This is a genomic window from Kitasatospora sp. NPDC048540, assembly GCF_040651175.1.
Lineage (GTDB): Bacteria > Actinomycetota > Actinomycetes > Streptomycetales > Streptomycetaceae > Kitasatospora.
On record NZ_JBEZIR010000035.1, the window covers coordinates 1 to 23,258 of the forward strand.

24 protein-coding genes and 1 pseudogene are annotated in these 23,258 nt (G+C 75.5%); 8 read left to right on the forward strand and 17 right to left on the reverse strand.

What is annotated here, in order from left to right:
• Positions 1–153: 153 nt before the first annotated feature.
• Positions 154–1,275 carry a monodechloroaminopyrrolnitrin synthase PrnB family protein gene (locus tag AB0D08_RS16375; RefSeq protein WP_359889347.1) on the forward strand — a complete coding sequence of 374 codons (1,122 nt, stop codon included), beginning with the start codon at positions 154–156 and terminating at the stop codon, positions 1,273–1,275.
• On the opposite strand, the gene AB0D08_RS16380 is transcribed toward AB0D08_RS16375, so the two are convergent.
• A complete protein-coding gene (locus tag AB0D08_RS16380; protein ID WP_359889350.1) occupies positions 1,241–2,035 on the reverse strand; it encodes a methyltransferase domain-containing protein in 795 nt (264 codons plus the stop codon). The two genes, AB0D08_RS16375 and AB0D08_RS16380, sit on opposite strands and share 35 nt — an antisense overlap.
• 114 nt (positions 2,036–2,149) lie before the next feature.
• On the opposite strand from AB0D08_RS16380, the gene AB0D08_RS16385 reads away from it, so the two are divergent.
• Entirely contained in the window at positions 2,150–2,521 is a 372-nt protein-coding gene (locus AB0D08_RS16385; RefSeq protein ID WP_033823985.1) for a VOC family protein, read from the forward strand.
• An 85-nt stretch (positions 2,522–2,606) separates the two neighbouring features.
• On the opposite strand, the gene AB0D08_RS16390 is transcribed toward AB0D08_RS16385, so the two are convergent.
• Positions 2,607–3,692, reverse strand: coding sequence for a glycoside hydrolase family 19 protein (locus AB0D08_RS16390; protein ID WP_359889353.1), 1,086 nt, complete (start codon positions 3,690–3,692; stop codon positions 2,607–2,609).
• A 173-nt stretch (positions 3,693–3,865) separates the two neighbouring features.
• Between AB0D08_RS16390 and AB0D08_RS16395 the strand changes: the two genes are divergently transcribed.
• Positions 3,866–4,072 (forward strand): TetR/AcrR family transcriptional regulator C-terminal domain-containing protein, encoded by a 207-nt coding sequence (locus tag AB0D08_RS16395; protein ID WP_033823983.1) that lies wholly within the window; start codon positions 3,866–3,868, stop codon positions 4,070–4,072.
• Between the two features lie 41 nt (positions 4,073–4,113).
• Here the strand turns inward: AB0D08_RS16395 and AB0D08_RS16400 are convergent, their stop codons facing one another.
• The gene (locus AB0D08_RS16400) at positions 4,114–4,899 is read right to left on the reverse strand and encodes a DUF4184 family protein (RefSeq protein WP_359889356.1); all 786 of its coding nucleotides are present in this window, start codon (positions 4,897–4,899) and stop codon (positions 4,114–4,116) included.
• Between the two features lie 112 nt (positions 4,900–5,011).
• Between AB0D08_RS16400 and AB0D08_RS16405 the strand changes: the two genes are divergently transcribed.
• Complete coding sequence (locus AB0D08_RS16405; protein WP_033823982.1) at positions 5,012–5,500, forward strand: GNAT family N-acetyltransferase; 489 nt, start codon at positions 5,012–5,014, stop codon at positions 5,498–5,500.
• 2 nt (positions 5,501–5,502) lie between these two features.
• Here the strand turns inward: AB0D08_RS16405 and AB0D08_RS16410 are convergent, their stop codons facing one another.
• Positions 5,503–6,444 carry an NAD-dependent epimerase/dehydratase family protein gene (locus AB0D08_RS16410; RefSeq protein WP_033823981.1) on the reverse strand — a complete coding sequence of 314 codons (942 nt, stop codon included), beginning with the start codon at positions 6,442–6,444 and terminating at the stop codon, positions 5,503–5,505.
• Between the two features lie 314 nt (positions 6,445–6,758).
• Between AB0D08_RS16410 and AB0D08_RS16415 the strand changes: the two genes are divergently transcribed.
• Positions 6,759–8,258, forward strand: coding sequence for a SulP family inorganic anion transporter (locus tag AB0D08_RS16415; RefSeq protein ID WP_359889359.1), 1,500 nt, complete (start codon positions 6,759–6,761; stop codon positions 8,256–8,258).
• Positions 8,259–8,289: 31 nt separating this feature from the next.
• Here AB0D08_RS16415 and AB0D08_RS16420 read toward each other — a convergent pair whose 3' ends face one another.
• Together AB0D08_RS16420 and AB0D08_RS16425 are read right to left on the reverse strand one after the other, a co-directional pair.
• A complete protein-coding gene (locus tag AB0D08_RS16420) occupies positions 8,290–9,681 on the reverse strand; it encodes an FAD-dependent oxidoreductase (RefSeq protein WP_359889362.1) in 1,392 nt (463 codons plus the stop codon).
• 232 nt (positions 9,682–9,913) lie between these two features.
• Positions 9,914–10,687, reverse strand: a pseudogene (locus AB0D08_RS16425) (helical backbone metal receptor); the annotation flags it as partial.
• A gap of 222 nt (positions 10,688–10,909) precedes the next feature.
• Between AB0D08_RS16425 and AB0D08_RS16430 the strand changes: the two are divergent.
• The 3 genes from AB0D08_RS16430 (at position 10,910) to AB0D08_RS16440 (ending at position 13,352) form a co-directional block, all read left to right on the forward strand.
• Positions 10,910–11,797 (forward strand): putative protein N(5)-glutamine methyltransferase, encoded by an 888-nt coding sequence (locus AB0D08_RS16430; protein ID WP_359889365.1) that lies wholly within the window; start codon positions 10,910–10,912, stop codon positions 11,795–11,797.
• Positions 11,798–11,876: 79 nt separating this feature from the next.
• A complete protein-coding gene (locus tag AB0D08_RS16435; RefSeq protein WP_359889368.1) occupies positions 11,877–12,281 on the forward strand; it encodes a MauE/DoxX family redox-associated membrane protein in 405 nt (134 codons plus the stop codon).
• Positions 12,282–12,461: 180 nt separating this feature from the next.
• Positions 12,462–13,352 (forward strand): CAP domain-containing protein, encoded by an 891-nt coding sequence (locus AB0D08_RS16440; RefSeq protein ID WP_359889371.1) that lies wholly within the window; start codon positions 12,462–12,464, stop codon positions 13,350–13,352.
• A 31-nt stretch (positions 13,353–13,383) separates the two neighbouring features.
• On the opposite strand, the gene AB0D08_RS16445 is transcribed toward AB0D08_RS16440, so the two are convergent.
• Genes AB0D08_RS16445 through AB0D08_RS16495 form a run of 11 tightly spaced genes read right to left on the reverse strand, consistent with a single transcriptional unit; the run spans position 13,384 to position 23,196 of the window.
• Entirely contained in the window at positions 13,384–14,055 is a 672-nt protein-coding gene (locus tag AB0D08_RS16445) for a hypothetical protein (RefSeq protein ID WP_359889373.1), read from the reverse strand.
• Between the two features lie 44 nt (positions 14,056–14,099).
• A complete protein-coding gene (locus AB0D08_RS16450) occupies positions 14,100–14,705 on the reverse strand; it encodes a hypothetical protein (RefSeq protein WP_359889376.1) in 606 nt (201 codons plus the stop codon).
• Positions 14,706–14,716: 11 nt separating this feature from the next.
• A complete protein-coding gene (locus AB0D08_RS16455) occupies positions 14,717–15,220 on the reverse strand; it encodes a hypothetical protein (RefSeq protein ID WP_359889378.1) in 504 nt (167 codons plus the stop codon).
• The gene (locus AB0D08_RS16460) at positions 15,221–15,733 is read right to left on the reverse strand and encodes a hypothetical protein (protein WP_359889380.1); all 513 of its coding nucleotides are present in this window, start codon (positions 15,731–15,733) and stop codon (positions 15,221–15,223) included.
• Positions 15,730–16,899, reverse strand: coding sequence for an MlaD family protein (locus AB0D08_RS16465; protein WP_359889383.1), 1,170 nt, complete (start codon positions 16,897–16,899; stop codon positions 15,730–15,732). The genes AB0D08_RS16460 and AB0D08_RS16465 overlap by 4 nt, the downstream gene beginning before the upstream one ends.
• A complete protein-coding gene (locus AB0D08_RS16470) occupies positions 16,899–18,038 on the reverse strand; it encodes an MCE family protein (RefSeq protein WP_359889385.1) in 1,140 nt (379 codons plus the stop codon). Before AB0D08_RS16470 ends, AB0D08_RS16465 begins: the two co-directional genes overlap by 1 nt.
• Positions 18,035–19,024 carry an MCE family protein gene (locus AB0D08_RS16475; RefSeq protein WP_359889387.1) on the reverse strand — a complete coding sequence of 330 codons (990 nt, stop codon included), beginning with the start codon at positions 19,022–19,024 and terminating at the stop codon, positions 18,035–18,037. The genes AB0D08_RS16470 and AB0D08_RS16475 overlap by 4 nt, the downstream gene beginning before the upstream one ends.
• On the reverse strand, positions 19,021–20,100 hold the full coding sequence (locus tag AB0D08_RS16480; RefSeq protein WP_359889390.1) for an MCE family protein: 1,080 nt from the start codon (positions 20,098–20,100) through the stop codon (positions 19,021–19,023). The genes AB0D08_RS16475 and AB0D08_RS16480 overlap by 4 nt, the downstream gene beginning before the upstream one ends.
• Positions 20,097–21,128, reverse strand: a complete 1,032-nt coding sequence (locus AB0D08_RS16485) for an MCE family protein (RefSeq protein ID WP_033823974.1) — start codon at positions 21,126–21,128, stop codon at positions 20,097–20,099. Before AB0D08_RS16485 ends, AB0D08_RS16480 begins: the two co-directional genes overlap by 4 nt.
• Positions 21,125–22,405 carry an MCE family protein gene (locus tag AB0D08_RS16490; RefSeq protein WP_359889393.1) on the reverse strand — a complete coding sequence of 427 codons (1,281 nt, stop codon included), beginning with the start codon at positions 22,403–22,405 and terminating at the stop codon, positions 21,125–21,127. The genes AB0D08_RS16485 and AB0D08_RS16490 overlap by 4 nt, the downstream gene beginning before the upstream one ends.
• Positions 22,402–23,196, reverse strand: a complete 795-nt coding sequence (locus AB0D08_RS16495) for an ABC transporter permease (RefSeq protein WP_033824009.1) — start codon at positions 23,194–23,196, stop codon at positions 22,402–22,404. The genes AB0D08_RS16490 and AB0D08_RS16495 overlap by 4 nt, the downstream gene beginning before the upstream one ends.
• Between the last annotated feature and the right edge of the window lie 62 nt (positions 23,197–23,258).

The window sequence follows — 23,258 nt, forward strand, 5'->3', positions numbered from 1 at the left end:
GGGGGCCCCTACCCCTTCCCAACGCCTCTTGCGAGCTCCTCCCGGTCGCGGGGCTGCCCGCCGGCGCGGCCCCCCGACTCCTCCTTCCGCCACCCCATCTGACGGCCACCCACCGGCCGCCGTGCGACGATGCCCGGCGGGGAGGTGGGGCGGATGGAGCTCGACAGCGCGTTCTGCGCGGCGGTGGCGAGGCGCGACCCGCTGGCGGCGGACCCCGTGCTCGCCGCCCTGCCGGCCCTCAACGCGCGGGCCGACACCGTGGCCCTCGCAGGGGCACTGGACGGGCTGGCCACCGCCGCCCGGGACACCCGGTCCGACCGCGCCGCACTCCCCGACCGGCTGGCGGCGGTCCGCGACCTCGGGATGCTGCTCGGCTCGCTGCGCCGCCACGGGGTCGAACCGCTGGACGCCGTGCCCGCCGCCGAACCGGTCCTGCTGCGGCTGGGCCGGTCCACCGGCATGGCGCCGCGCGACACCGTGCTGCACTACGGCGTCTGGAACCCGGCCGGGCCCCGGCGGCGGCTGTTCACCGGCGCCCCCGAGGAGCACACCCTGATCGACTCGGTCCGCACCGGCGCCCCCGCGGTCGAACGTGCCGCACTGGAGCTCGCCCGGGTACTCGAGCTGCCGCCGGACGGCGCCGCGTTCGCCGACGGCTGCGAGGCCGCCGCCCGTCACCTCGCGGTGCTGCCCGCCGCCGTCGCCGAGGTGGCGCGCTCGGTGGACCCGGCCGCCTTCTTCATGGCCCGGCTGCGGCCGTACATGGAGGACGTCCGGGTCGGCGGGCGGCCCTGGTTCGGGCCGGCCGCCGCCCACCTCCCGCTCCACCTGGTCGACCGGCTGCTCTGGTCCGGCGACCGGCCGGACCCCGAACACCTGGCGCTCCAGGAGGAGTTGCTCAGCTTCGGGCTGCCCGAGTGGACGCTGCTGCACCGGCGGCAGACCGGGCGCCCCACGGTGGCCACCCTGCTGGTCCGGGCACTGGAGAGCGCCGGGCCGCGGCCCCGGCCGCAGCTGCGCCGCTCCGCCGCCGCCGTCACCGGCCTGCTGCGCACGCTGCTCGCCTTCCGCGGCCGCCACCTGCGCCTGGTCCGGGCGGCCTACACCGCGGACGCCGCGTACGGGGCGGGCAGCGCCGGGGCGGCCCCGGAGACGGTGCGGCTGGTGCTGGAGCTGACCCGGCAGCAGGCCCGGCAGGTCCGCGCCCGGGCGGCGGCGGCCGGGGCGCCGGAGGCGGCGCTCAGCCCGCCCGACGGCCCCAGGCCGTCACCATGAAGTTGGGCACGTGGAGGAGGTCCTGGTGCTGTGTCACCTCGATCGCCGTGCCGAGTTCGGCCTCGGTGATCAGGCCGGTGGCCAGCAGCCGGGGCCGCAGCCGGTCCAGCGTCATGCCGAGGAACGGCGTGCCGCCGGGCAGCAGCGGTGCGTGCAGCTGCCCGCCGACGCCGGTCAGGCCGAGCGCGGCGAGCTGCGCGGGCAGCCGCCGCCCGTAGCCGGTGTCCACCCCGGCGGCCCCGAACGCGGCCCGCAGCGCCGCCATCAGCCGGCCCGCCGCCTCGCCGTGGCCGGCCGGCCAGTAGCGGGCGACGGCGTCCGCCATCGGACCGTCGATGTCGAAGTCCTCCACCATCAGCACCCCGCCGGGCGCCAGCGCGTCGGCCAGGGTGCGCAGCACCTCGTCGCGCTGCGGCAGGTGCTCCAGCACGGCGCGGGCGTGCACCAGGTCGAAGCCGGTGGACGGCAGCGGACCGGCCGTCACGTCGTGCCGCTCCACCCGCAGGTTGGGCCGGTCATGGGCGGCGGCGAACCGCAGGTCGAGGTCGATCGCCAGCACCTCCCCACCGGCCCCCACCCGGGTGGCCAGCCAGCGGGCGATCGAACCGCCGCCGCAGCCGACCTCCAGGCAGCGCCAGCCCGTGGCATCGCCCAGGGCGGCGATCCGGTCCCGGGTGGCGCCGTCGTAGACCTGCTCCAGGGCGGCGAGCCGCGCCCGCTCGCCCTCCCCCACCTGGTCGAACACGTATGTCCCGGCCATCGGCCCCACCCCTGTCCGTCGCGGCCGCGGCCACCACGGCCCCCGCCGGAGCCGACCCTACCCACCGCCGCGCCGCGGGCGGCGGCGCGGGCCCGGATGCGCCAGGATGGGCGGATGCTCGATCACATCTCGATCCAGTGCGCCGACCTGGCCGCCGCCACCGCCTTCTACGACGCGGTGCTGGAGCCGCTCGGCGGGCGCCGGCTGATGGACTTCGACGGCGCGGTGGGCTACGGCCTGCCGCCGGTGCCGACCCTGTGGCTCGGCCCGCAGACCTCCGGGGAGGGTTTCCGGGAGACGCACATCGCGCTGCGCGCGCCGGACCGCGCCGCCGTGGTGGCATTCTTCACGGCCGCGACGGCCGCCGGCGGCGACGCCCTGCACCCGCCCCGGGAATGGCCCGAGTACCACCCGGGCTACTTCGCCGCGTTCGTCCGCGACCCCGACGGCAACAACATCGAGGCGGTCTGCCACCTGACGCCCTGAGCCCTGACGCGGGTTGGGCGGGGGTGCTTCGCCGCGGAACCGCCGGGCGGGGCCTGCCCGCCCGGCGGTCCGGTCGACACCGTTGTCAGCAGCTCAGGTTGGCGCCCGGGGTGACGCCCAGCAGCTGGGTGAAGCTCTGGTACGCGTTGATCCGGCTCTGCACCTGGGCGGGGTTGCCGCCGTTGCACTCCAGGCTGCCGTTGATGCTGCGGATGGTCTCGCCGAAGCCGTAGCCGTTGACCATGGCGTTGTGCGGGGTCATGGTGCCCGGGCCGCTCTGGGTGTTCCAGTACCAGAGGCCGGTCTTCCAGGCCACCGCCGAGTCGGACTGCACCAGGTTCGGGTTGTGCAGCAGGTCGATGCCCAGGGCGTCGCCGGCGGCCTTGTAGTTGAAGTTCCAGCTCAGCTGGATCGGCCCGCGCCCGTAGTACGCGGACTGGCCGGCCGGGCAGCCGTAGGGCTGCGAAGTGTCGCAGTAGTGCGGGTAGTTGGCGGTGTTCTGCTCGACCACGTAGACGAGGCCGCCGGCCTCGTGGCTGACGTTGGCGAGGAACGCGGCCGCCTCCTGCTTGCGGACCGTGTCACTGCCGGTGGCCGCGAACCCGGGGTAGGCGCTCAGCGCGGCGGTCAGGCCGCTGTAGGTGTAGAAGGAGTTCCGGTTCGGGAACATCTGGTTGAACTGGGCCTCGCTGACCGGGAATCCGCCCGGGTTCTGGGTCGGCGGCGGGGTGGTGGAGCCGCCGGAGCAGGTGTACGGCTCCCAGTACCAGGTGCTGATCACCGGGTCGTAGCCCGGGTTGTCGTGGGTGGCGCGGTACAGACCGCCGTTGGTGTACCGCACCACGGTGCCGGTGGTGTAGGTGCGGCCGGCCACCCAGGACGGGTAGTCGCAACTGCCGCCGGGCGGCGGGGTGGTGCCGCCGCCCGCGCCGCAGACGCCATGGTCGGCCCAGACGCCGGAGGCGCCGCCCGGGGTCTCGTTCTGGGTCCACCACTTGGCGGACCAGTTGTGCCCGTTGTACGAGGCGGTGGCACCACCGGTGTAGACGGCGCCGGAGTCCCAGGCGGTCGCGCACGCCACGGCCGAGGAGGCCGAGGAGGGCAGGACGACCGCCAGCGCTATCGCGGCCGCGATGGCGGACAGGAAGGCCAGAAGACGACGGACTGACACGTGATCACCCCTTCGTGCGGTGGGGGCCGCACGGGTTCGAGGACAGGTCTGCCCAAGCGCGGGCCCGGGTGGGGGACGGGCCTACCGGGTTCGGATCCGGCGCGGGCTGAGGGTGACTCAACCGCGCTGGTATAGACCTGTCAAGACCCCGTGGGCAGCGGACCACCATCCGCGTGCTCGGCCACACCATCGAGGAGCAGAGCCGGGAGCAGCAGCTCGCCACCACCCGGCGCACCCCCGTGCCCGCCCCCGAGGAGGCCGCGGACCACCCCGCCATCGGGGCGGCCATCGGCCACTGGGCGGCCCGGACGCCGGACCACCGCTTCGAGTACGGCCTCGCCCTGCTGCTCGACGGGATCCGCGCCCGCGCCGTCCGCTGAGCGGCCGGGCGGGCCGGGCGGGCCCTCAGGAGCCGGGGCCCTCAGGGGCCGGTGACCGCCGTCCGACGGGCCACCACGGCGTAGCACAGCAGCGCGGCACCGACCCCGGCGATCGAACCGAACGCCACGGTCGGGATCAGGTCGAAGAGCCCGGTGCCCGGGCGCGCCCAGCGGTCGATCCGGTACCCGGCGCCGAGCACCGCGGCCACCGCCGTCCCGGCCAGCACCAGTCGGCGGGCGCCCCGGCCGAGCACCACGGCGCAGGGCCGGCCGCCGGCATCGGCGGCCCGGCGCAGCTCGCGCAGCGCGTACCCCGCCAGCAGGACGATCGCGACGGCGGACGAGCCGTACTGGAGCGTGGTGTACAGCGGGCGGCCGAACAGCGAGCCGGACTGCAGGACCGGGATCAGCCGGGTGCCGAAGCGGCGGGGGTGGGTGAACGCGTCCCAGCCGACGTGAGTGCCGGCGCCGATCGCGGCGGACAGCGCGAACCACAGCACCTCGGCGGCGCCGGGGCGGCGCAGCCCGGCCCGGGGCGCCGTCAGCAGTTCCGCGGCGCCCGCCCACCGCGCGGGCAGCAGTGCCACCAGCGGGGCGCGCAGCACCAGGTGCCAGAGCGCGGCCAGCACCGCCGTGACGGCGACGTCCACGGTCGGCACGCCCCACCAGGCGTGGGTGACGTCACCGAGCGCGAAGGAGCCCGCGAAGTACGGCAGGTCCGGTGCCATCGACCCGATGAGCAGCGCCGATGCGACCAGGCGGCCGCGGGCCCGGCCCCGGTTCAGCAGGGGCAGGACGGCGGCGGGGTGACTGAACGTGAACGGCACCCGGCCACCCTACGCGGCCCCGCCGGGCACCCGGCCGGCCGCCCGGACCACGCCCCGGGAGCCCCGGCGAAAGCGGGTGGCGCGGCGCGGCACGACGGTGCATCCTGTCCGGATGCTGATCAGAGAAGCCACCGCCGGGGACTGGCCCGCCATCTGGCCGTTCTTCCACCGGATCGTCGCCGCGGGCGAGACCTTCACCTTCCCGGTCGACCTCGACGAGGAGCAGGGCCGGGACTGGTGGCTGCTGCCCGCCCCGAGCCGGACGGTGGTCGCCGTCGACGAGGCCGGCACCGTGCTCGGCACCGCCAAGATGAACCGCAACCACCAGGGCAACGGCTCCCACATCGCCAGTGCCAGCTACATGGTCGACCCCGCACACGGCGGCCGGGGCGTCGGGCGGGCCCTGTGCGAGTACACGGTCGACTGGGCGCGGACGGCGGGCTTCCGGGCGATGCAGTTCAACGCGGTGGTGGCGAGCAACGAACACGCCGTCAGGCTCTACCGCTCCCTCGGCTTCGAGGTCCTGGGCACCCTCCCGGAGGGCTTCCTGCACCCCACCGAGGGCTACGTCGGACTGCACATCATGCACAAGGCGCTCTGAGCTCAGCGCGCGTCGGCGAGCCGCTGCGACCACCACCGGACGGTCGCGCCGATCTGCTCGTCGAGCGGGGTGGCCCGGACCGCGAACGCCCGCTCGTAGGCGGCGGTGTCCACCACGAACGGCCGGTCGAACTGGTAGCGGACCTCGCGCAGTTCGCGGAGCATCGGGGAGACCAGCGAGGCCGCGGCCAGCACCGCGGGCGACAGTCCCCGTACGGCGACGGGCCCGGTGCCCGCCTCGGCGGCCAGCCGGTCCACCATCTCCTGCGCGCTGTGGGCGGGTCCGGTCGGTACGTGCCAGGCGCGTCCCCAGGCCCGCTCCTCGCCCGCCGCCTCCACCATGGCCCGGGCCACGTCCGGGAGGTAGGTCCAGCTGTGCGGGGCCCGTGGGTCGCCGAGGACGGTGACCGCCCTGCCGCGCAGCAGGCGCGGCACCACCCGCGCGGCGAGGTGTCCGCCGTCGGTCACCCCCGGCCCGAAGAAGTCCGAGGCGCGCACCTCGACGGCCCTGATCCGGCCCGCCCGGTGCAGGTCCAGTGCCTGCGCCCAGACGGCGGCCCGGACCCGCCCCTTGGGGCCGGTCGCCGCCGCGGGCAGGTCCTCGGTCATCGGCCGGTCGACCGGGCCGTAGCCGTAGAGGTTGCCCAGCATCACCAGGACCGCGCCGCTCGCCTCGGCCGCCGCGCACACCGAGGACGCCAGCGGCGGCCAGTCGCGTACCCAGCGCGGGTAGGGCGGAGCCGCGCAGCTGAAGATCGCGTCCGCGCCGCGGACGGCCTCGGTCAGCCGACCGGGGTCCGAGGCGTCCAGCGCGAGGTGCTCGATGCCGGGCTCCGGCGGGCGGCCCGACCTGGTGACGACCCGTACGGTGTGGCCCTGCTCGGCCAGGGCACGGGCGGTGGCGGCCCCGGCGGGCCCGAATCCCAGAACGACGTGTCGACTCACCCTCGAACCCTAGCGCTACGGGTACGACCCGCCGACCGGGCCCCCGCCCCTGAACTGACCATCCGTCATGTCCTGGCGCCTGCCGTACGCTCCGGCGCAACCCGACCGGTGGCTCGTGCACCGACGCGCCGGAGATCGGCCGACACCGACGGGCCCGACCAGGGGTGATCCTCCGGAGCGCCGGAATCCACTTCGCGCACGGTGCACCACCCCGCATATGTCATCCCATCACATATCGAGCATTTCTCCGCCGCCTCGCACATTCCGATCGTACGCTGCACATTCCGCAGCCTCTGACGCACTGCGAGGATCCGATGGTTCGTCGTCTCCCCGTTCCTCCCACCGCCCTGCGCCAGGACTTCACCGCCTCCCTGGTCGTCTTCCTGGTCGCCCTCCCGCTCTGCGTGGGGGTGGCCGTCGCCTCCGGTGTCCCGGCCGAACTGGGCCTGGTCACCGGCATCGTGGGCGGCCTGGTCACCGGCCTGCTGCCCGGCAGCAGCCTCCAGGTCTCCGGTCCTGCGGCCGGCCTGACCGTCCTCGTGTACGAGGCCGTCACCGAGTTCGGGCTGCCGACGCTCGGCGCGCTGGTGTTCGCCGCCGGGGTGCTCCAGCTCGCGATGGGGGCCTTGCGGCTCGGCCGGTGGTTCCGGGCCATCTCGCTCTCGGTGGTGCAGGGCATGCTGGCCGGCATCGGCCTGGTCCTGATCGCCGGTCAGCTGTACGCCCTGGCGGGGGCGAAGGCACCCGGCCGGGGCCCGGCCAACCTGGCCGGCCTGCCGGGTCTCGCGTCCGACACCGCCGGGGACGCCACCGCGCTGGCCGCCGCGGCCGTGGGCGGCTCGACGGTGCTGCTGCTGGTGGTGTGGCGGCGGCTGCCCGCCCGGGTCCGGGCCGTTCCCGCGCCGCTGGCCGCGGTCGCACTGGCCACCGCCGTCACCGTGCTCGCCGACCTGCCGGTCGGCCGGATCCGGGTGAGCGGCCTGCTGAAGGTGGTCCGGCCGCCGGGGACCGGGCAGTTCGCGGACCTGGCGGGCGCGGCGGCGCTCGGCACGGTGCTGGCCTTCGCCCTGATCGCCTCGGCCGAGAGCCTGTTCAGCGCGGCCGCCGTCGACCGGCTGCACGACGGCCCGCGCACCGACTTCGACCGGGAGCTGATCGCCCAGGGCGCGGGCAACGCGGTCTGCGGCCTGCTCGGTGCGCTGCCGATGACCGCCGTGATCGTGCGCAGCGCCGCCAACGTCCAGGCGGGCGCCCGGACCAAGGCCTCCCGGGTGCTGCACGGCGGGTGGCTGCTGCTGCTCACGGCCTTCCTGCCGCAGGTGCTCGGCGCGATCCCGGTGGCCGCCCTGGCCGGGGTGCTGGTGCACGCCGGGGCGAAGCTGATCCCGTTGAAGTCGCTGCTGCCGCTGTGGCGTTCGCACCGCGGCGAGGCGCTGGTGCTGGCCGCGACGGCGGTCGCGATCCTGGTCACCAACCTGTTCGAAGGGGTGCTGGCCGGGCTGTTGCTGGCGGTGCTGAAGTCCGCGTGGGACACCTCGCACCTGCACACCGAGGTCACCGAGGTGCCCGCGACGGACAACGGTCCGGCCGGTGCGGCGCCGACCATCCTGGTGCGGCTGTCCGGCAACGCCACCTTCCTGCGGCTCCCCCGGCTGCTCGAGACCCTGGAGTCGCTGCCGGCCGGGCGTCCGATCGAGGTCGACCTGGCCGGGGTTCGGCACCTGGACCACGCCTGCCGGTCCGCGCTCCAGGACTGGGTGGAGCGGCACAACGCCGACGGGCGCCGCACGGTCCGGATGCCCGCGCCGGTGTGAAGCCGCCCGAGCGGGTGGGCCGCTGCTCCGGTCAGTGGCGGCCGGAGATCAGGTCCGCCAGCCGGGCCACCGGGTCGGTCCCGGCGGACTGCCGGGCGGCCTCCCGCCGGTCCGCGCCGCGGTAGGCCGCGTACAGGGCGTGCACACCGAGCCAGCGGAAGGGTTCGGGCTCCCAGCGCCGGACCCGGTGGCCGACCCAGGGCAGCGCGGTGAGCTCGGTGGCGGCGGCCTCGCCGGAGTCGAGCAGCACCAGGTCGCGCAGGGTGCGGCCGGCGAGGTTGGCGGTGGTGACACCGCTGCCGACGTAGCCGCCGGCCCAGCCGAGTCCGGAGGCGCGGTCCAGCTCCACGCTCGCGCACCAGTCCCGGGGCACGCCGAGCACTCCGGACCAGGCGTGCTCGATGGCCGCGCCGGCGGTGGCGGGGAAGAAGCGCACCAGCAGGTCCCGCAGCGCGACCACGGTGGCGGCCTGGGTGCGGCCGTCGTTGTCGGTCCGTGAGCCGTACCGGTACGGGATGCCGCGGCCGCCGAGCGCGATCCGCCCGTCAGCGGTGCGCTGGGCGTACATGTAGGCGTGGGCGGTGTCGCCGAGCAGTTCGCGGCCCTGCCAGCCGATCGCGTCCCAGACGTGCGGCGCGAGCGGCTCGGTGACGATCATCGAGGAGTTCATCGGCAGCCAGGTGCGCTTCTGCCCGTGGACCGAGGCGGTGAAGCCCTCGGTGCAGCGCAGCACGTAGCGGGCCCGTACGGTGCCGTGCGGGGTGACGGCGCGGCCGGGGGCGAGTTCGGTGACCGGGGTCTCCTCGTGGATCTTGACGCCGAGCCCCTCGACCACCCGGGCCAGTCCGCGGACCAGCTTGGCGGGGTGGATCCGGGCACCGTGCGGCGTCCAGCTGCCGCCGAGGGTGCCGTGCACCCCGATCCGGGCGGCGGACCCGGCGGCGTCCAGCAGCAGCCGGTCGCGCTCCCCGAACGCGGCCTCGGCGGCGTGGAAGGCGTTCAGCCTGGCCAGTTGGGCCGGGGTGCGGGCGACCTCCAGGACGCCGCCGGTGTGGATGTCGGCGTCGATCCCTTCGGACCCGGCAACCGAGACCACCTCGGCGACGCTCCGGTTCATCGCCCGCTGGAGGTCGACGGCGGCCTGGTGGCCGTGCAGGCGGGCGTAGCGGTCGCGGCCGGCGATGCCGTTGTAGAGCCAGCCGCCGTTGCGGCCGGACGCGCCGTAGCCGCAGAAGTGCTGCTCCAGCACGGTGATCCGCAGCGAGGGCGCGGCCCGCTTGAGGTAGTAGGCCGTCCACAGGCCGGTGTAGCCGCCGCCCACGATGCAGACGTCGGCGGTAGCCGGTCCGGGCAGCGGCGCGCGCGGGGCGGGTACGCCGCCTTGCGCGTACCAGAAGGAGATGCCGCCGTTGACGGTGGTCATGGTGGTCCCTGTCCGTTGCGGTGCTGCCGTTGCCGTGCTGCTGCTCTTCGCGGACGGTAGTCGCGGCGGCCGCGGGCGGACAACGCGCAAGGTGTCAGGAAGGGCGGCCGGAGCGGCACGGGGTGTCGGGCGGGCCGTCCGGCGTTGACCGGCGGTGGTGGCCGGGCCCCGTACGGTGACCGGCGGGCTGCGCCGGGCCGGCGGCGGCCGGCTGAGTGGACAGTCGGGCGGCCAGTTGGGCGGCCAGCACGGCGGGCGCCTCGGCGAGCGACGGGCCGTACCAGGTCAGGTGGCGGCCGCTGACCAGTGCCGCGGGCACGCCGGGGAACGCCTCCGGTCCGTCGTCGGCCGCGAAGCGGTACGGCTCGTCCGGCAGGACCACCAACTCCGGTCCGGCCGCCAGCAGTTCGCCGATCGGGATGGCCGGGTAGCGCTCGGGGTGCCCCGCGTGCAGGTGCTCGACGCCGAGCCGGCGCAGCAGGTCGCCGGCGAAGGTGTCGCGGCCCAGCACCATCCACGGCCGCCGCCAGATCGGCACCACCGCGCGGCGCGGCGGCCCGGCCGGCTCGGGCAGGGCCCGCCAGGCCGCCCCCGCGCGCTCCAGCCAGGGCGGCGAGGGCAGGCCGCAGGCGATGGTGAGCAGGCGCTCCAGCGAGCCGAGCGCCTGGTCGAGGGTGCGGATCTCGGTGACCCAGACCGGCAGGCCCAGGCTGCGCAGCGCGGCGAGGTCGGCGGCCCGGTTCTCCTCCTCGTTGGCGATCACCAGGTCGGGCCGCAGGGCGGCGATCCTGGCGGTGTCCGGGTTCTTGGTGCCGCCGATCCGGACCACGTCCAGCTCGGCGGGGTGGGTGCACCAGTCGGTGGCGCCGACCAGCAGTCCGGGGGCGGTGGCGGCCACCGCCTCGGTCAGCGACGGCACCAGCGAGACCACCCGGCGCACCTCGCCGAGGCGCAGCCGGGTGCCCTGGTCGTCGGCGGCGACGCGGTGGGCGGCGGGGGTGGTCATGGCTGCCAACCTAGCGCCTGTCCCGGGGGCACCGGCGGCGCCCGGTCACCGGGCGCGGCCGGTCCTGTACTGTTACGAACCCATGCGGCGAGAGCGCCGCTCCGGTCGAGGAGGTGAGACCCATTACCGCTGTGTCTGGCTGGGTGCTCTCCACTCCCGGTCGTACGCCCGTCGAGGCGTAGCGGCCGAGGGAGCGCCCTTCGGTTCCCCGGAAGGCTCTTCGTGTCTGCTCCGTCGTCACCTCTCTCGTTCCCTCCCTCCTCGTCCTCTCCCGTTTTCGCCGCCGTCGTCGGCCGGCTCCGCGCGGCGGGCTGTGTGTTCGCCGAGGAGGAGGCCGGGCTGTTGCTGTCCGCCGCGCGCTCCCCCGCCGACCTGTCCGCCCTGGTGGACCGGCGGGTGGCCGGTCTCCCGCTGGAACACGTGGTGGGCTGGGCCGGGTTCCGGGGCCTGCGGATCGCCGTGGACCCGGGGGTGTTCGTACCCCGGCGCCGGACCGAGTTCCTGGTCGAGCAGGCGGCCGCACTGGCCCCGCCGGGGGCGGTGGTGGTCGACCTGTGCTGCGGCTCGGGCGCGCTCGGCGCGGCCCTGGCGGCGGCGACGCCCGGCCTCAACCTGTACGCCGCCGACGTGGACCCCGCCGCGGTGCGCTGCGCCCGGCGCAACCTGCCCGCCGACCGGGTGTTCCAGGGCGACCTGTACGGGCCGCTGCCCGCCGGGCTGCGCGGCCGGGTGCGGATCCTGCTGGCCAACGTGCCGTACGTGCCGACCGGGGAGATCGGGCTGCTCCCGGCGGAGGCCCGGGAGCACGAGGCGCGGGTGGCGCTGGACGGCGGTGCGGACGGCCTCGACGTGCTGCGCCGGGTGGCCGCCGAGGCGCCGCGGTGGCTGGCGCCGGGCGGGCACCTGCTGTTCGAGACCAGTGAGCGGCAGACGCCGGAGGCGGTGGCGGTGGTGGTCCGCAGCGGGCTGACCGCCCGGGTGGCGAGCTCCGAGGAGCTGTACTCGACGGTGGTGATCGCCACCCGGCCGGGTGGCGGCGAGGCGGACGGCCCGGGCGCCGGGTCCGGTGCGGTCCGGTCCGGTCCGGTCCGGTCCCGGGGCGGTCATTGACGTGACGGGCCGGGCGGGCGAAGCTACTGGCCGGTAATCAATCGTGCCCGTCACCGTCCTCCACGAAGGTGGGACCCCTATGGCCCAGGCCGGACCGTCCGCCCGCACCCCCGCCCGCAGCTCCGCACGCTCGGCCCGGCTGCTCGCCGGGCTGCTGCTCGGCTCGGGCGTCGCCCACTTCGCCGCCCCGAAGCCGTTCGACGCCATCGTGCCCCGCTCCCTGCCCGGCACCCCTCGCGCCTGGACGTACGCCAGCGGGGTCGCCGAGCTGGCGATCGGGGCCGCGGTGGCGCTGCCCAGGACCAGGCGGGTGGGGGCGCAGGCCGCCGCGGGCCTGTTCGTCGCCGTCTTCCCCGCCAACGTCAAGATGGCGGTGGACTGGCGCGACCATCCGGCCCCGCTGCGGGCGGCGGCGATCGGGCGGCTGCCGCTCCAGCTTCCGCTGGTGCTCTGGGCCCGCCGGGTCGGCCTCGCCGGACGGTAGCCGCCGCCCGCAGCGGGCACCGAATTCGGCGGCCGGATCCGCCAATACCGGTCGGAACAGGGCACGTTCGCGAAGTCCGGCGACCGAATCTGTTATCTGTCCCTCGCCGATGGATCTCCCATCTGTGGAAGCGACGACGGGATCCCGCCCAGCGGGATCCCCCACAGACGAGGCGGACACATGAACGACACCTTCCGGGGCGGACCGGGAGACACCGGCCCCGGCCAGGGCGACGGCGGGCGACGGCGGCGGGCCGCGTCCTCGGCCGGGCACCGGCGCAAGCCGTCGGCCGGGCCGCGGGTACTCGGCGCCATCGCGGGCACGGCCGCCCTCGCCGTGATCGCCGGCGGCGGGTACACCCTGTTCGGCCCCGACCGGTCGGGCAGCGCCAGGGCCGGGGCCGGCACGGCCGCCGCCGCGCTCGACCTCGCCCCGGCGGGCACCGACACCACGGCGGGCCTGTCCACGCAGGGCGGCCCGGCCACCACCGGCCCCACCGCCTCGCCGTCGCCCGCCGCCACGCCGTCCACGGCCACGCCGACCGCCACGCCGTCGACAGCGGCACCGGCCACCACCGCCGCAGCGAAGCCGGCCGCCAAGGCCGCCGACGCGGCCGCCCCCACCGCGGCCAGGCAGCCCGCGGCGAAACCGGCCGCCGCCGGACAGGGCACCCCCAGCGGCAGGACCGCCGACTTCGTCTCGCAGGTCACCGACCTGGTCAACGCCGAACGGGCGAAGGCCGGTTGCGGCCCGCTGACGCTCAACACCAAGCTCAACGCGGCGGCCCAGCAGCACTCCGACGACATGGTCGCCCGGCACTACTTCGAACACGCCGACCCGGAGGGCCACCACGCCGACTCCCGGATCGAGGCGGCGGGCTACCACTGGAGCTCCTGGGGCGAGAACATCGCCTACGGCCAGGCCGACCCGGCCGCCGTGATGGACGACTGGATGCACAGCCCCGCCCACCGCGAGAACATCCTCAACTGCGACTTCAAGGAGATCGGGATCGGCGTCAACTTCGGCGCGGGCGGCCCCTGGTGGACCCAGGTCTTCGCCGCACCCCGGTGAGGGCCGGCTGCGCCGCCGGTGGGGGCATCCCCTACCGGCCGAAGGTGTCGATGTTCTCGATCCGCCAGCCGCCGCCCTGGTGGACGGCCTCCACCGCGAACATCGCGGCCGAGTAGGCCGCGCCGTCGGTGGCGCCCTCGGCGGTGCTGGTGTTCCGCTGGTCGGCGAAGACGATCACTCTGGCCCGGTCGCCCTCCAGGGTCTGCACGGCGCTGTCGGTGACCGTGGTGGTGAGCACCAGCTTCTTCGCCGCCGCCTGGGCCTTGACCTGGGCGAGCAGTGTCGCGTGCTGCTGGACGGCTCGGCCGGTGAGCAGGCGCTGCGCCGCCTGGTCGGAGCGGCCCGGGTCGGCGTAGCTGTACGAGAAGAGGGCGTTGACGGCCTCGGTGACCGCGCCCTTCACCTCGCTGGTGCGTACGGCGTCGGTGAGCGCGGAGTTGTGCCCCGGCGAATCCGCCCGCAGCTCGGCCCCGGCCAGGGCGGCCCAGGTGCCGAAGCCGCCCAGTAGCAGCGCGGCGGCCAGCAGCAGCGCGGTGACCGGGCTGCGGCGCGGCCGGGCGGGCCCCCGGCGGGCGGCCTCCGACGGGACGGGATCCGGCAGGGCGGGATCCGGGGCCGGACGGGTGCGGGCCGGGGCGGCCGTGGTCGCCACCGCGGCCAGGCGCCGTTGGCGGTTGATCAGGTGGCGGGTCGTCGACGACATGCGCGCGGTGGTCCTCTCCTGCCGGCGGTACGGGCGGGCGGCGTTCAGTGGGCGGGGGCCGACGGGGTGGGTGCCGGCGGGGTCGGTGCCGGCGGGGTGGGTGAGGCGGTGGGCGCGGTGGTGCCCATCGGTGCCTGGCCGAGGGCGCTGAGCTTCCAGCCGTCGGCGGTCCGGGTCAGCTCGCCGAGCATCCGGCTGTCCTTGGTGGCGGGCTGCGGCGCCTGCGGGGTCTGCACGGTGATCCGGACGGCGACCAGGACGGCCGCGCGGCCGGCCTGCTGGTCCAGTTCGGTCACCGCCGCGGAGAGGATGCGGGCGCTGGTGACCGACCCGGCCTGTTCGACCTGTTTGGCGAACTCGGCCCGGCCCTGGACGAGTTGGGCGTGCAGGTCACCCGCGGTCGAGCTCTCCCAGAGGTCCAGGCCGTGGTCGAGGTCGGCGTGGTCGAGGGTGTTCAGGTTCTGCACCGCCTGCTCCCCGGCCGCCAGGACGGCGTCCCGGGTCCGGGCCCGGGCGGCTGCGTCGTCGTGCGCCGCCGCGTACCAGGACCACCCGCCCCAGGCGGCGGCCGGCGCGGCGACGGCCAGCAGGGCCGCCGCCACCGCCCGGGCCCGCAGCCGTACGCGCATCCGTCGTGGGCGTGCTGCCATCGGTTCCTCCGTCACAGGGACTCCAGGTCGGTGATCAGCCACCGGCCGCCGTCGAGGCGGGCGGTGACCCGCAGCTGGGCGGCGGTCACGGTGGGCGGGCCGCCGGCGCGGGTGGCGTGCTGGTCGAGCAGCACCAGCAGCTCGGCCCGGTCGCCGCTCAGCCGGATCACTCCGGCGCTCACCACCTTCGAGGTGAGCGTGAGTTGCTGGTCGCCGACCCAGCCCCGGAGCCGGTCGAGCAGACCGCGGTACTGGTCGCCGGCCGGGCCGGTGAGCCACCCGGCGGCCGCCGCGCGGGTGGCGTCGGTGTCGGCCGCCGAGTACGACAGGATCCGGGCGAGCGCGTCACCGACCTCCCGGGTGACCCGGTCGGTGGCGGCCCGGTCGGTCAGCGCCCGGTTGCCGGTGTCGGCGCCCGACCGCTGGTACCGTGCGCCGGCCAGCAGGCCCGCGCCGAGCAGGGCGAGCAGCACGGCCGCCGCCGTCAGCGCCCGCAGCCGGGCCCGGCCGCCCATTCAGGCCGTCCCGGTCGGCACGGTGGTCAGCGCGGTGACCTTCCAGCCGTCGGCGGTGCGGCCGAGTTCGGCCTGCAGCCGGCGCCGGTCGGTGGTCACCGCGCCCGCGCCCTGGACCAGGTCGACCCTGACCAGCGCGATCAGCCGGGCGGTGCCGGCCCGGGTGTCGAGCGCGGTGACGGCGGCCTCGGCGACGCTGCCGTGGGCGGTGACCCCCGGGTCCCGGGCCGGGCCGGCGGCGAGCCGGTCGTGCAGCGCTCCCCCGCTGACCGCCAGCCAGCTCCGCCGGGTGGCTTCGGCCTGTCCGGCTTCGGCGCTGGTCAGCCGGTCGAGCGCGGTCCGGCCGGCCGCCAGCACGGCGTCGCGGGTACGGGCCCGGTCGAGCGCCGGGTCGGCGGACGCCCTGGCGTACTGGACGGCGCCGAACAGGCAGCAGGCGAGGGCGAGCAGCAGCGCCGCCCGCCGCACCGGGCCGACCGGCCGGTCCGGCGGCGCGGTCGGCTCCGCGCTCACCGTTCGGCCCCGGTGCGGTGCGGCGCGGCGGTGGCGGGCGGGACGACGGCGGGCACGCCGCCCTGCGGGGCGTTGGCGGAGCCGCGGACCGCGCTGCCCGAGGAGGGCGGTGCGGCACAGTGCGCGGCGGTGTTGAGGGCGGGCGCGGGTGAGGTGTCCAGGCCGTTGCGGTAGACGGTGGCGTCGTAGCCGGCGGTGCAGGGCAGCGGGGAGAAGAAGGTGACGGCCATGCCGAGGTGGGCGCCGTCCGCGGTGACGGCGGTGGAGCCGGCGGCGGCCACCGCCGGGAGCCGGACCAGGAGTTCCTCGATGCCGTGCTCGCGGGTGACGCCGAGTTCGGCGGTGGTGAGCAGGTTGGCGAGCAGCACGCTCAGGTGCGGGTCGAGGTCCTTCAGCAGGGCGCTGACCTGTCCGGCGGCCTGCGGGCCGGTGGCGATGATGCGTCGCAGGTCGGAATCGGAGCGGGCGAGTTGGCCGGCCAGCTGCTGGGCGCCGGTGGCGAACGCGCGGATGGCGTCGGCCTCGTCGTTCTGGGTGCGCAGGACGGTCTGCGAGTCCACCACCAGGCGGGTGGTGGCGGGCAGGGCGCCGTCGGCGGCGTCGATCAGCCGGCCGCTGCCGTCGAGCAGGGCCTGGAGGTTCCCGGCCTGTCCGTCGAAGGCCCGGCCGAACTCGTCGACGACGGTCCGCAGGGACGCCAGCGGTACCGAGCCGACCAGGGCGTCGACGTGGCCGAGCATGTCGGTGACGGGTGCCGGGGTGGTGGTGGCGGAGCGGGCGATGGCGGAGCCGTCCCGCAGGTAGGGCGGCTGGTCGGTGCCGGGCCGCAGGTCGAGGTACTGCTCGCCGACGGCGGAGAGGTTGGCGACCACGGCCTGGAGCCGGTCCGGGATGGGCGGGGCGGAGCGGTCGATCCGCAGTTCGGCGCGGACGCCGTCCGGGGTGAGCCGGATCGGGCCGACCCGGCCGACCGCGACACCCCGGTAGGTGACCTCGGCGTGTTCGAACAGGCCTCCCGTCTCCGCGAGTTCGACGTCGACGCGGTAGTAGCCGCGCAGTCCGACGTAGCGTCCGAGGTCGGCGTGCTGGACCGCGATGTAGCCGAGCACGAGGACGGCGATGACGAGGAAGGCGAGGTTCTTCAGCCGGGTTGCGAGGGTGAGCATCAGTGTCCCCCCTGCTGGTGGGCGGCGGTTCCCCGGCGGGCGGTGGCGGACGGCAGCGGGAGCGGGAGGGCGCCCTCGGTGCCGGGGTCGGGTGCGGGGTCCCTGGGCGGGGGTGCGGCGGTGTCGTCGGGGTCGAGTTCGGGGGTGATCCGGGTTCCGGGGGCGGCGGCCAGGTCGAGGTACACGTTGAGGTAGTCGCCCTTGACGCCGCGCAGCACCTCGTCGGTGAACGGGTAGGTGAGCAGCACCTGGAGCGAGTCGGGCAGGTCGGTCCCGGCGTCGGCGAGGCGTTGCAGGGTGGGGGCCAGGGCGCCGAGGTCGGCGACCAGGTCGGCGTGGCTGCGGCGGACGGTGTCGACGGCGACGGCGGAGAGGGTGTCGAGGGAGCGCAGCAGGGTGACCAGGTCGCCGCGCTGCTGTTCCAGGACGGCGAGGCCGGGGCTGAGGCCGGTCAGCACGGTGCCGATCTGCCGGTCGCGGGTGGCGAGGGTGGCGGAGAGCCGGTCGACGGAGTCCAGGGCGTCGGTGATGGACTGCCGGTGGGCGTCGAGGTCGGTGGTGAGGGTGTCGAGGCGGGCGAGGACGGAGCGCAGCTGGGCCTCGTTGCCGGTGAGGGCCTTGCCGAGTTCGGTGGTGATGGTGTGCAGCTGGTCGAGGCCGCCGCCGTTGAGCAGCATCGACAGGGCGCCGAGCACCTCTTCGACCTCGGGGTTGCGGTCGGTGCGGGCGATCGGGATGACGGCGCCGGCGGTGAGTGTGCCGGTGGCACCGGGGTCCCCGGTGGTGGGTGCGGTCAGCTGGACGTACTTCTCGCCGAGCAGGCCGGACTGGCCGAGCTGGGCGTAGCTGCCGGCCGGGAGGTGGACGTCGCCGTTGAGTTCCAGGGTGACCTGGGCCGTCCAGTCGTCGGGGGCGAGCGTGATGTCGGTGACCCGGCCGACGGCGACGCCGTTGACCTTGACGGCGGCCTGCGGGACCAGGCTGAGGACGTCGGCGAACCGGGCCTGCACCCGGTAGGGGTGGCTGCCGAGGTCGGCGCCGCCGGGCAGCGGCAGGTCCTGGAGGCCGGCGGAGCCGGCGGTGCAGCCGGTGAGCAGCAGCAGGAACGCGGCGGCGGCGAGGGCGGGTCGCGGGCTCATCGGGCCGCTCCGGGCAGGGGCAGCGGCAGGGCGCCGCCGGTGAGTTCGGTGAGGTCGGCGCGGCCGTCGATGGTGCCGTGGGCGGTGTCGTAGGCACCGAGCAGGTTCCCGGCGGCCAGCGGCGCGGTGTCGAGGAGTTCGGCGAGCGAGGCGCGCTGGTCGACCAGGGCCTGGGTGATCGGGACGAGTTGGCCGACGGAGGCGGCGAGCCGGGCGCGGTTGTCCTGGATGAAGGTCTGCACCTGGCCGAGGGCGGTGGCGAGTTCGGCGAGCGCCCGGCCGAGGTCGTCCTTGTCCTCGGCGAGGAAGCCGGTGACGGTGGCCAGCCGGTCGGTGGCGGAGCGGACCTGGGTGTCGTTGTCCTTGAGCATCGTGGTGAAGGACTGCAGCTGGGTGAGGGTGGTGAAGAGGTCGTCGCTGTGGCCGGAGAGGGTCTTGGCGGCGCGGCCGAGCTGGTCGATGCTGTCGCCGATGGCCTGTCCGTTGCCGGCCAGGTTGGCGGCGCCGGTGTCGAGCAGCCGGGAGAGGGCGCCGGTGGCGTTGGCGCCGTCGGGTCCCAGGGCGGTGCTGAGGTCGCTGATGCTCTGGTACAGCTGGTCGATCTCGACCGGTTCGGCGGTGCGGTCGGCGGGGATGGTGTCGTGGTCGGCGAGGTGCGGGCCGCCGGTCCAGGCGGGGGTGAGCTGGACGTAGCGGTCGGCGACCATGCTGGGGGCGACGATGACGGCACCGGCGCCGGCCGGGGCCTGGACGCCGTGGTCGAGGGTGAGGTCGACCCTGACCTGCCGGCCGTGCGGGTGGACACCGTCGACGGTGCCGACCTTGACGCCGAGGATCCGCAGGTCGGAGCCGGGGTGGATGCCGACGGCGTGGTCGAACCAGGCGGTGAGGTGGGTGCCGTCGGGTTCGGTGACGGCCGGTGCGGCGACCAGGGCGGCCGCGAGGGCGGCGGCGACAGCGGCCGGTACGACGACGGGTTTCCTCATCGCTGGGCTCCCTGCGCGCGGGTGGCCGCCGGCCGGTCGCCCTGCGGGCGTTCGGGTTGGCAGCCGGTCGTGGGGGTCGTGCCGTCGGGCAGGTACGAGCGGGGCACCACGCCGCACAGGTAGGCGTCGAACCAGCGGCCGCTGCCGAGGGTGTTGCCCATCAGCCGGTAGTAGGGGCCGACCAGGGCGAGGGTCTCCTCGAGGCTCTGCTGATCGGCCCGCAGGACGCCGGTGACCCGGTCGAGGGCGTCCAGGGTGGGGCGCAGCTGCCGTTCGTTGTCCCGGACCAGGCCGGTGAGCTGGGTGGCGAGGGCGGCGGTGCCGGTGAGCAGTTGGTGGACGGCGTCGCGGCGGCGCTGGATCTCGCCGAGGAGTTGGTCGCCGTCGGCGAGCAGGGTGGCGAAGCGGGTGTTCTGGTCGCTGAGGGTGCGGGTGAGGTCGCGGCTGCCGGCCAGCAGTTTCGCGAGCTGGGCGTCCCGGTCGGCGACGGTGCGGGAGAGGGCGGAGAGTCCGTCGGCGGCGGCGCGGACGGAGGCGGGGGTGTCCTTGAAGGTGTCGGAGATGGTCCGGAAGCTCTGGGCGAGTCGGTCGGTGTCCAGGGCGCCGAGGGTGTGGCCGAGTCCGTCGAGTGCCTGGGTGACGTCGTACGGGGAGGTGGTGCGGCTGCTGGGGATGGTGCGGTGCGGGTCCTGGCGGGCGGCGCCGAGGGGGTCGAGGGCGAGGTACTTCTCGCCGAGCAGGGTGCGGATGCCGATCGCGGCGGTGGTGGCGTCGCCGATCCAGGCGTGGTCGACCCGGAAGGCGACCTTGACCCGGGCGCCGTCCAGGGTGACGCCGGTGACCTGGCCGACCTTAGCGCCGGCCACCCGGACCTCGTTGCCGGGGCGCAGGCCGGCGGCTTCGGTGAACTCGGCGGTGTAGCCGGTGCCGCGGCCGATCAGCGGGAGGGAGTCGGCCCGGTAGGCGAGGGCGGTGCAGAGCAGGAGCAGCAGGACGCCGACGGCGCCGACGGTGACGGGGTTGCGTTCGCGCAGCGGCCGCAGCAGTGGGCGGCGCGGGTCGCGGGCGGTCCTCATCCGTGGCACCTCGCTTCGGTGACGGGGATGCCGGTGGGCGGGGCGCTGCCGTCGGTGGTGGTGACGCCGGTGACGGTGGCCTCGCAGAGGTAGAGGTTGAACCAGGAGCCGTAGGAGGCGAGCCGGCCGAGGGTGCGGAGCTTCTCGGGGCTGAGCCGCAGGAAGCGTTCGAGTTGGGGGGTGTGGTCGGCGAGTCCGGTGGAGAGCCGGCCGAGTTGGCCGATGGTGTCCTTGAGCGGTTCGCGGCCGTCCTGGAGCAGGCCGGCGGTGCTGGTGGTGAGGGCGGCGAGGGCGTCGACGGCCTGGCCGATCGGCTGCCGGTCGCGGTCGAAGCCGGAGACCAGTTGCTGGAGGGTGGTGACGAGTTCGGTGAAGCCCTGTTCGTGGGTGTTGACGGTGGCGACGACGGTGTTGAGGTTGTCGATCACCTCGCCGATCACCTGGTCCTTGCCGGCCAGGGTGCCGGTGAGGGAGCCGATGGAGCGCAGCAGGCTGTCGACGGTGCCGCCCTGGCCCTGGAGGACCTGCACGATCTCGTCGGCGAGCTGGTTGACCTCGTTCGGGGACAGGCCCTGGAAGAGCGGCTGGAAGCCGGCGAACAGCCGGGTGAGGTCGAGGGCGGGCCGGGTGCGTTCCAGGGGGATGACGGCGCCGGGGGCGAGGTGTTCGCCGAGCGGGCCGGCGCCCTGTTCGAGGTCGAGGTAGCGCCGGCCGACCAGGTTGAGGTACTTGACGGACGCGGTGACGGAGGCGGGCAGGGTGCGGTCGCGGCGGACGGAGAACCGTACCCGGGCGAGGCGGCGGTCGGCGACGGTGACGCTGTCGACCTGGCCGACCCGTACCCCGGCGATCCGGACGCTGTCGCCGGGCGCGAGGCCGGTGGCGTCGGTGAAGCGGGCCTGGTAGCCGGTGGTGGCGCCGACGCCGGTGTCGGCGATGCCGAAGGCGAGGGCGGTGGTGGCGAGCGCCGTGACGAGGATGAACACCAGCGATTTGACGATCGGTCCGGTCAGGGGGCGGCGGGTCATCGCAGGGTCACCTCCGTGCCGCGCAGCAGGGGTCCGGCGAGCAGGCCGCTCCACTGCGGCAGGGGTGCGGCCGCGCTCTGCCCGGGGGCCAGGAGTTCGTTGACAAGCTCGTTCTCCTGGGGTGAGTTGGGCAGTCCGAGGCCGGGGGTGGCGGGCATCGGGAAGCCGTCGGCGGGGCTGCTCGCGGCGGGTGCGGTGCCGTGTCCGGTGTACGGCGTGCCGTAGCAGGCCGGGCCGCCGCCGGCCCGGTAGACGGGGGTGTCGCGGCCGGGTTGGTAGGCGCCGCGGGAGGGCACGGTGGTGACGGTGACGTGCAGGCCGGGCCGGTCGGTGCCCTTGCCGAGGGCCTGGTCCATGACGGGGACGAAGTCGGCGAGGGTGCGCAGGGTGCAGGGGAAGGACGGGGCGTACTTCGCCAGCAGGTCGAGGGTGGGGCGGCTGTCCGCGGACAGCCGGATCAGGGTGCTGCTGTTGCGTTGCAGGAAGTCGGTGAGGTCCTGGGCGCCGGTGGTGCCGGCGGCGTACAGGGCGCGCAGGCCGGCCTGCTGCTGGGCGAGGGTGGCGCTGGTGGTGGTGAGGTCGGTGAGCGCCTGGAGGATGTCGGGGGTGGCGTCGGTGTAGGTCCGGCCGACGGTCACCAGCTGCGCGATGTCCTCGTTGAGGGCGGGCAGTTGGGGGTTGAGCTGGGCGAGGTAGGCGTCGAGGCGGGTGAGGGTCTGCCCGAGCTGTTCGCCGCGGCCGCGCAGGGCGGTGGCGACGGCGTCGAGGGTGGTGGCGAGTTTCTCCGGCTGGACGGCGGTGAGCAGCGGCAGCAGGTGGTCGAGGACCTGGTCGAGTTCGACGGCGTCGGCGGAGCGGTCCTGTCCGATGGTGGCGCCGGCCTTCAGCGGTGCGCTCGCGGATGCGGCGGTGGCGGACGCGGGGGGCACGAGGGCGACGTACCGTTCGCCGAACAGGGTGGTGGGCAGCAGCCGGGCGCTGACGTCGCCGGGGATCTGCCCGAGCCGGTCGGGGTCGAGGGCGAGGGTGAGCCGGGCGCGTTCGCCGTCGGCGCCGACCTCGCGGACCCGGCCGACCACCACGCCGCGGAGTTTGACGTCGGCGCCCACGTGCAGTTCGTTCCCGGCGGTGCCGGTCTCGAGGGTGACGGTCGCCTCGCGGACGAACGCCTTGTCGTAGACGGCGACGCAGACGCCGGCCAGCAGGGCGGGGACGAGCAGGAACACCACGCCCGCAGCGCGTCGGCGGGCCAGGCGGGGGCGGCGGGCGGCGTTCATCCGGCGACCCGGACGGTGGTGGTGGTGCCCCAGATGGCGAGCGACAGGAAGAAGTCGGTGACGCTGATGATGACGATCGCGTTGCGCACCGAGCGGCCGACGGCGATGCCGACCCCGGCGGGGCCGCCCTTGGCGTGGTAGCCGTAGTAGCAGTGCGCGAGGATCACGATGACGCTGAAGACCAGCACCTTGAGTCCGGAGAGCAGGACGTCGGCGGGGGCGAGGAACAGCCCGAAGTAGTGGTCGTAGGTGCCGGGCGACTGGCCGTTGACCAGCACGGTGACGGCCCGGGAGGCGGCGTACGAGCTGAGCAGCCCGATGCCGTACAGCGGGACGATGGCGACCACGCCGGCCACGATCCTGGTGGTGACCAGGTAGGGCAGGCTGCGGATGCCCATCCCTTCGAGGGCGTCGACCTCCTCGTTGATCCGCATCGCGCCGAGCTGGGCGGTGAATCCGGCGCCGACGGTGGCGGACAGGGCGAGGCCGGCCACCAGCGGGGCGATCTCGCGGGTGTTGAAGTAGGCGGAGATGAAGCCGGTGAAGGCGGTGGTGCCGAGCTGGTTCATCGCGGCGTAGCCCTGCAGGCCGACGACGGTGCCGGTGGCGACCGTCATGCCGATCATGACGCCGACGGTGCCGCCGATCACGCCGAGACCGCCGCTGCCGAACACCACCTCGGCGAGCAGCCGCCGCACCTCGCGGTGGTAGCGGCGCAGCGCCCGGGGTACGGACAGCAGCGCGGTCAGGTGGAACAGCAGGTGGTCGCCGCTCTCCTCGAGCCAGGCCAGCCGGGGGCGGCGGGGCGGCGCGGGGCCGTCGCCGGGCGGGGGTCCGGCGGGCGGGGTGGCAC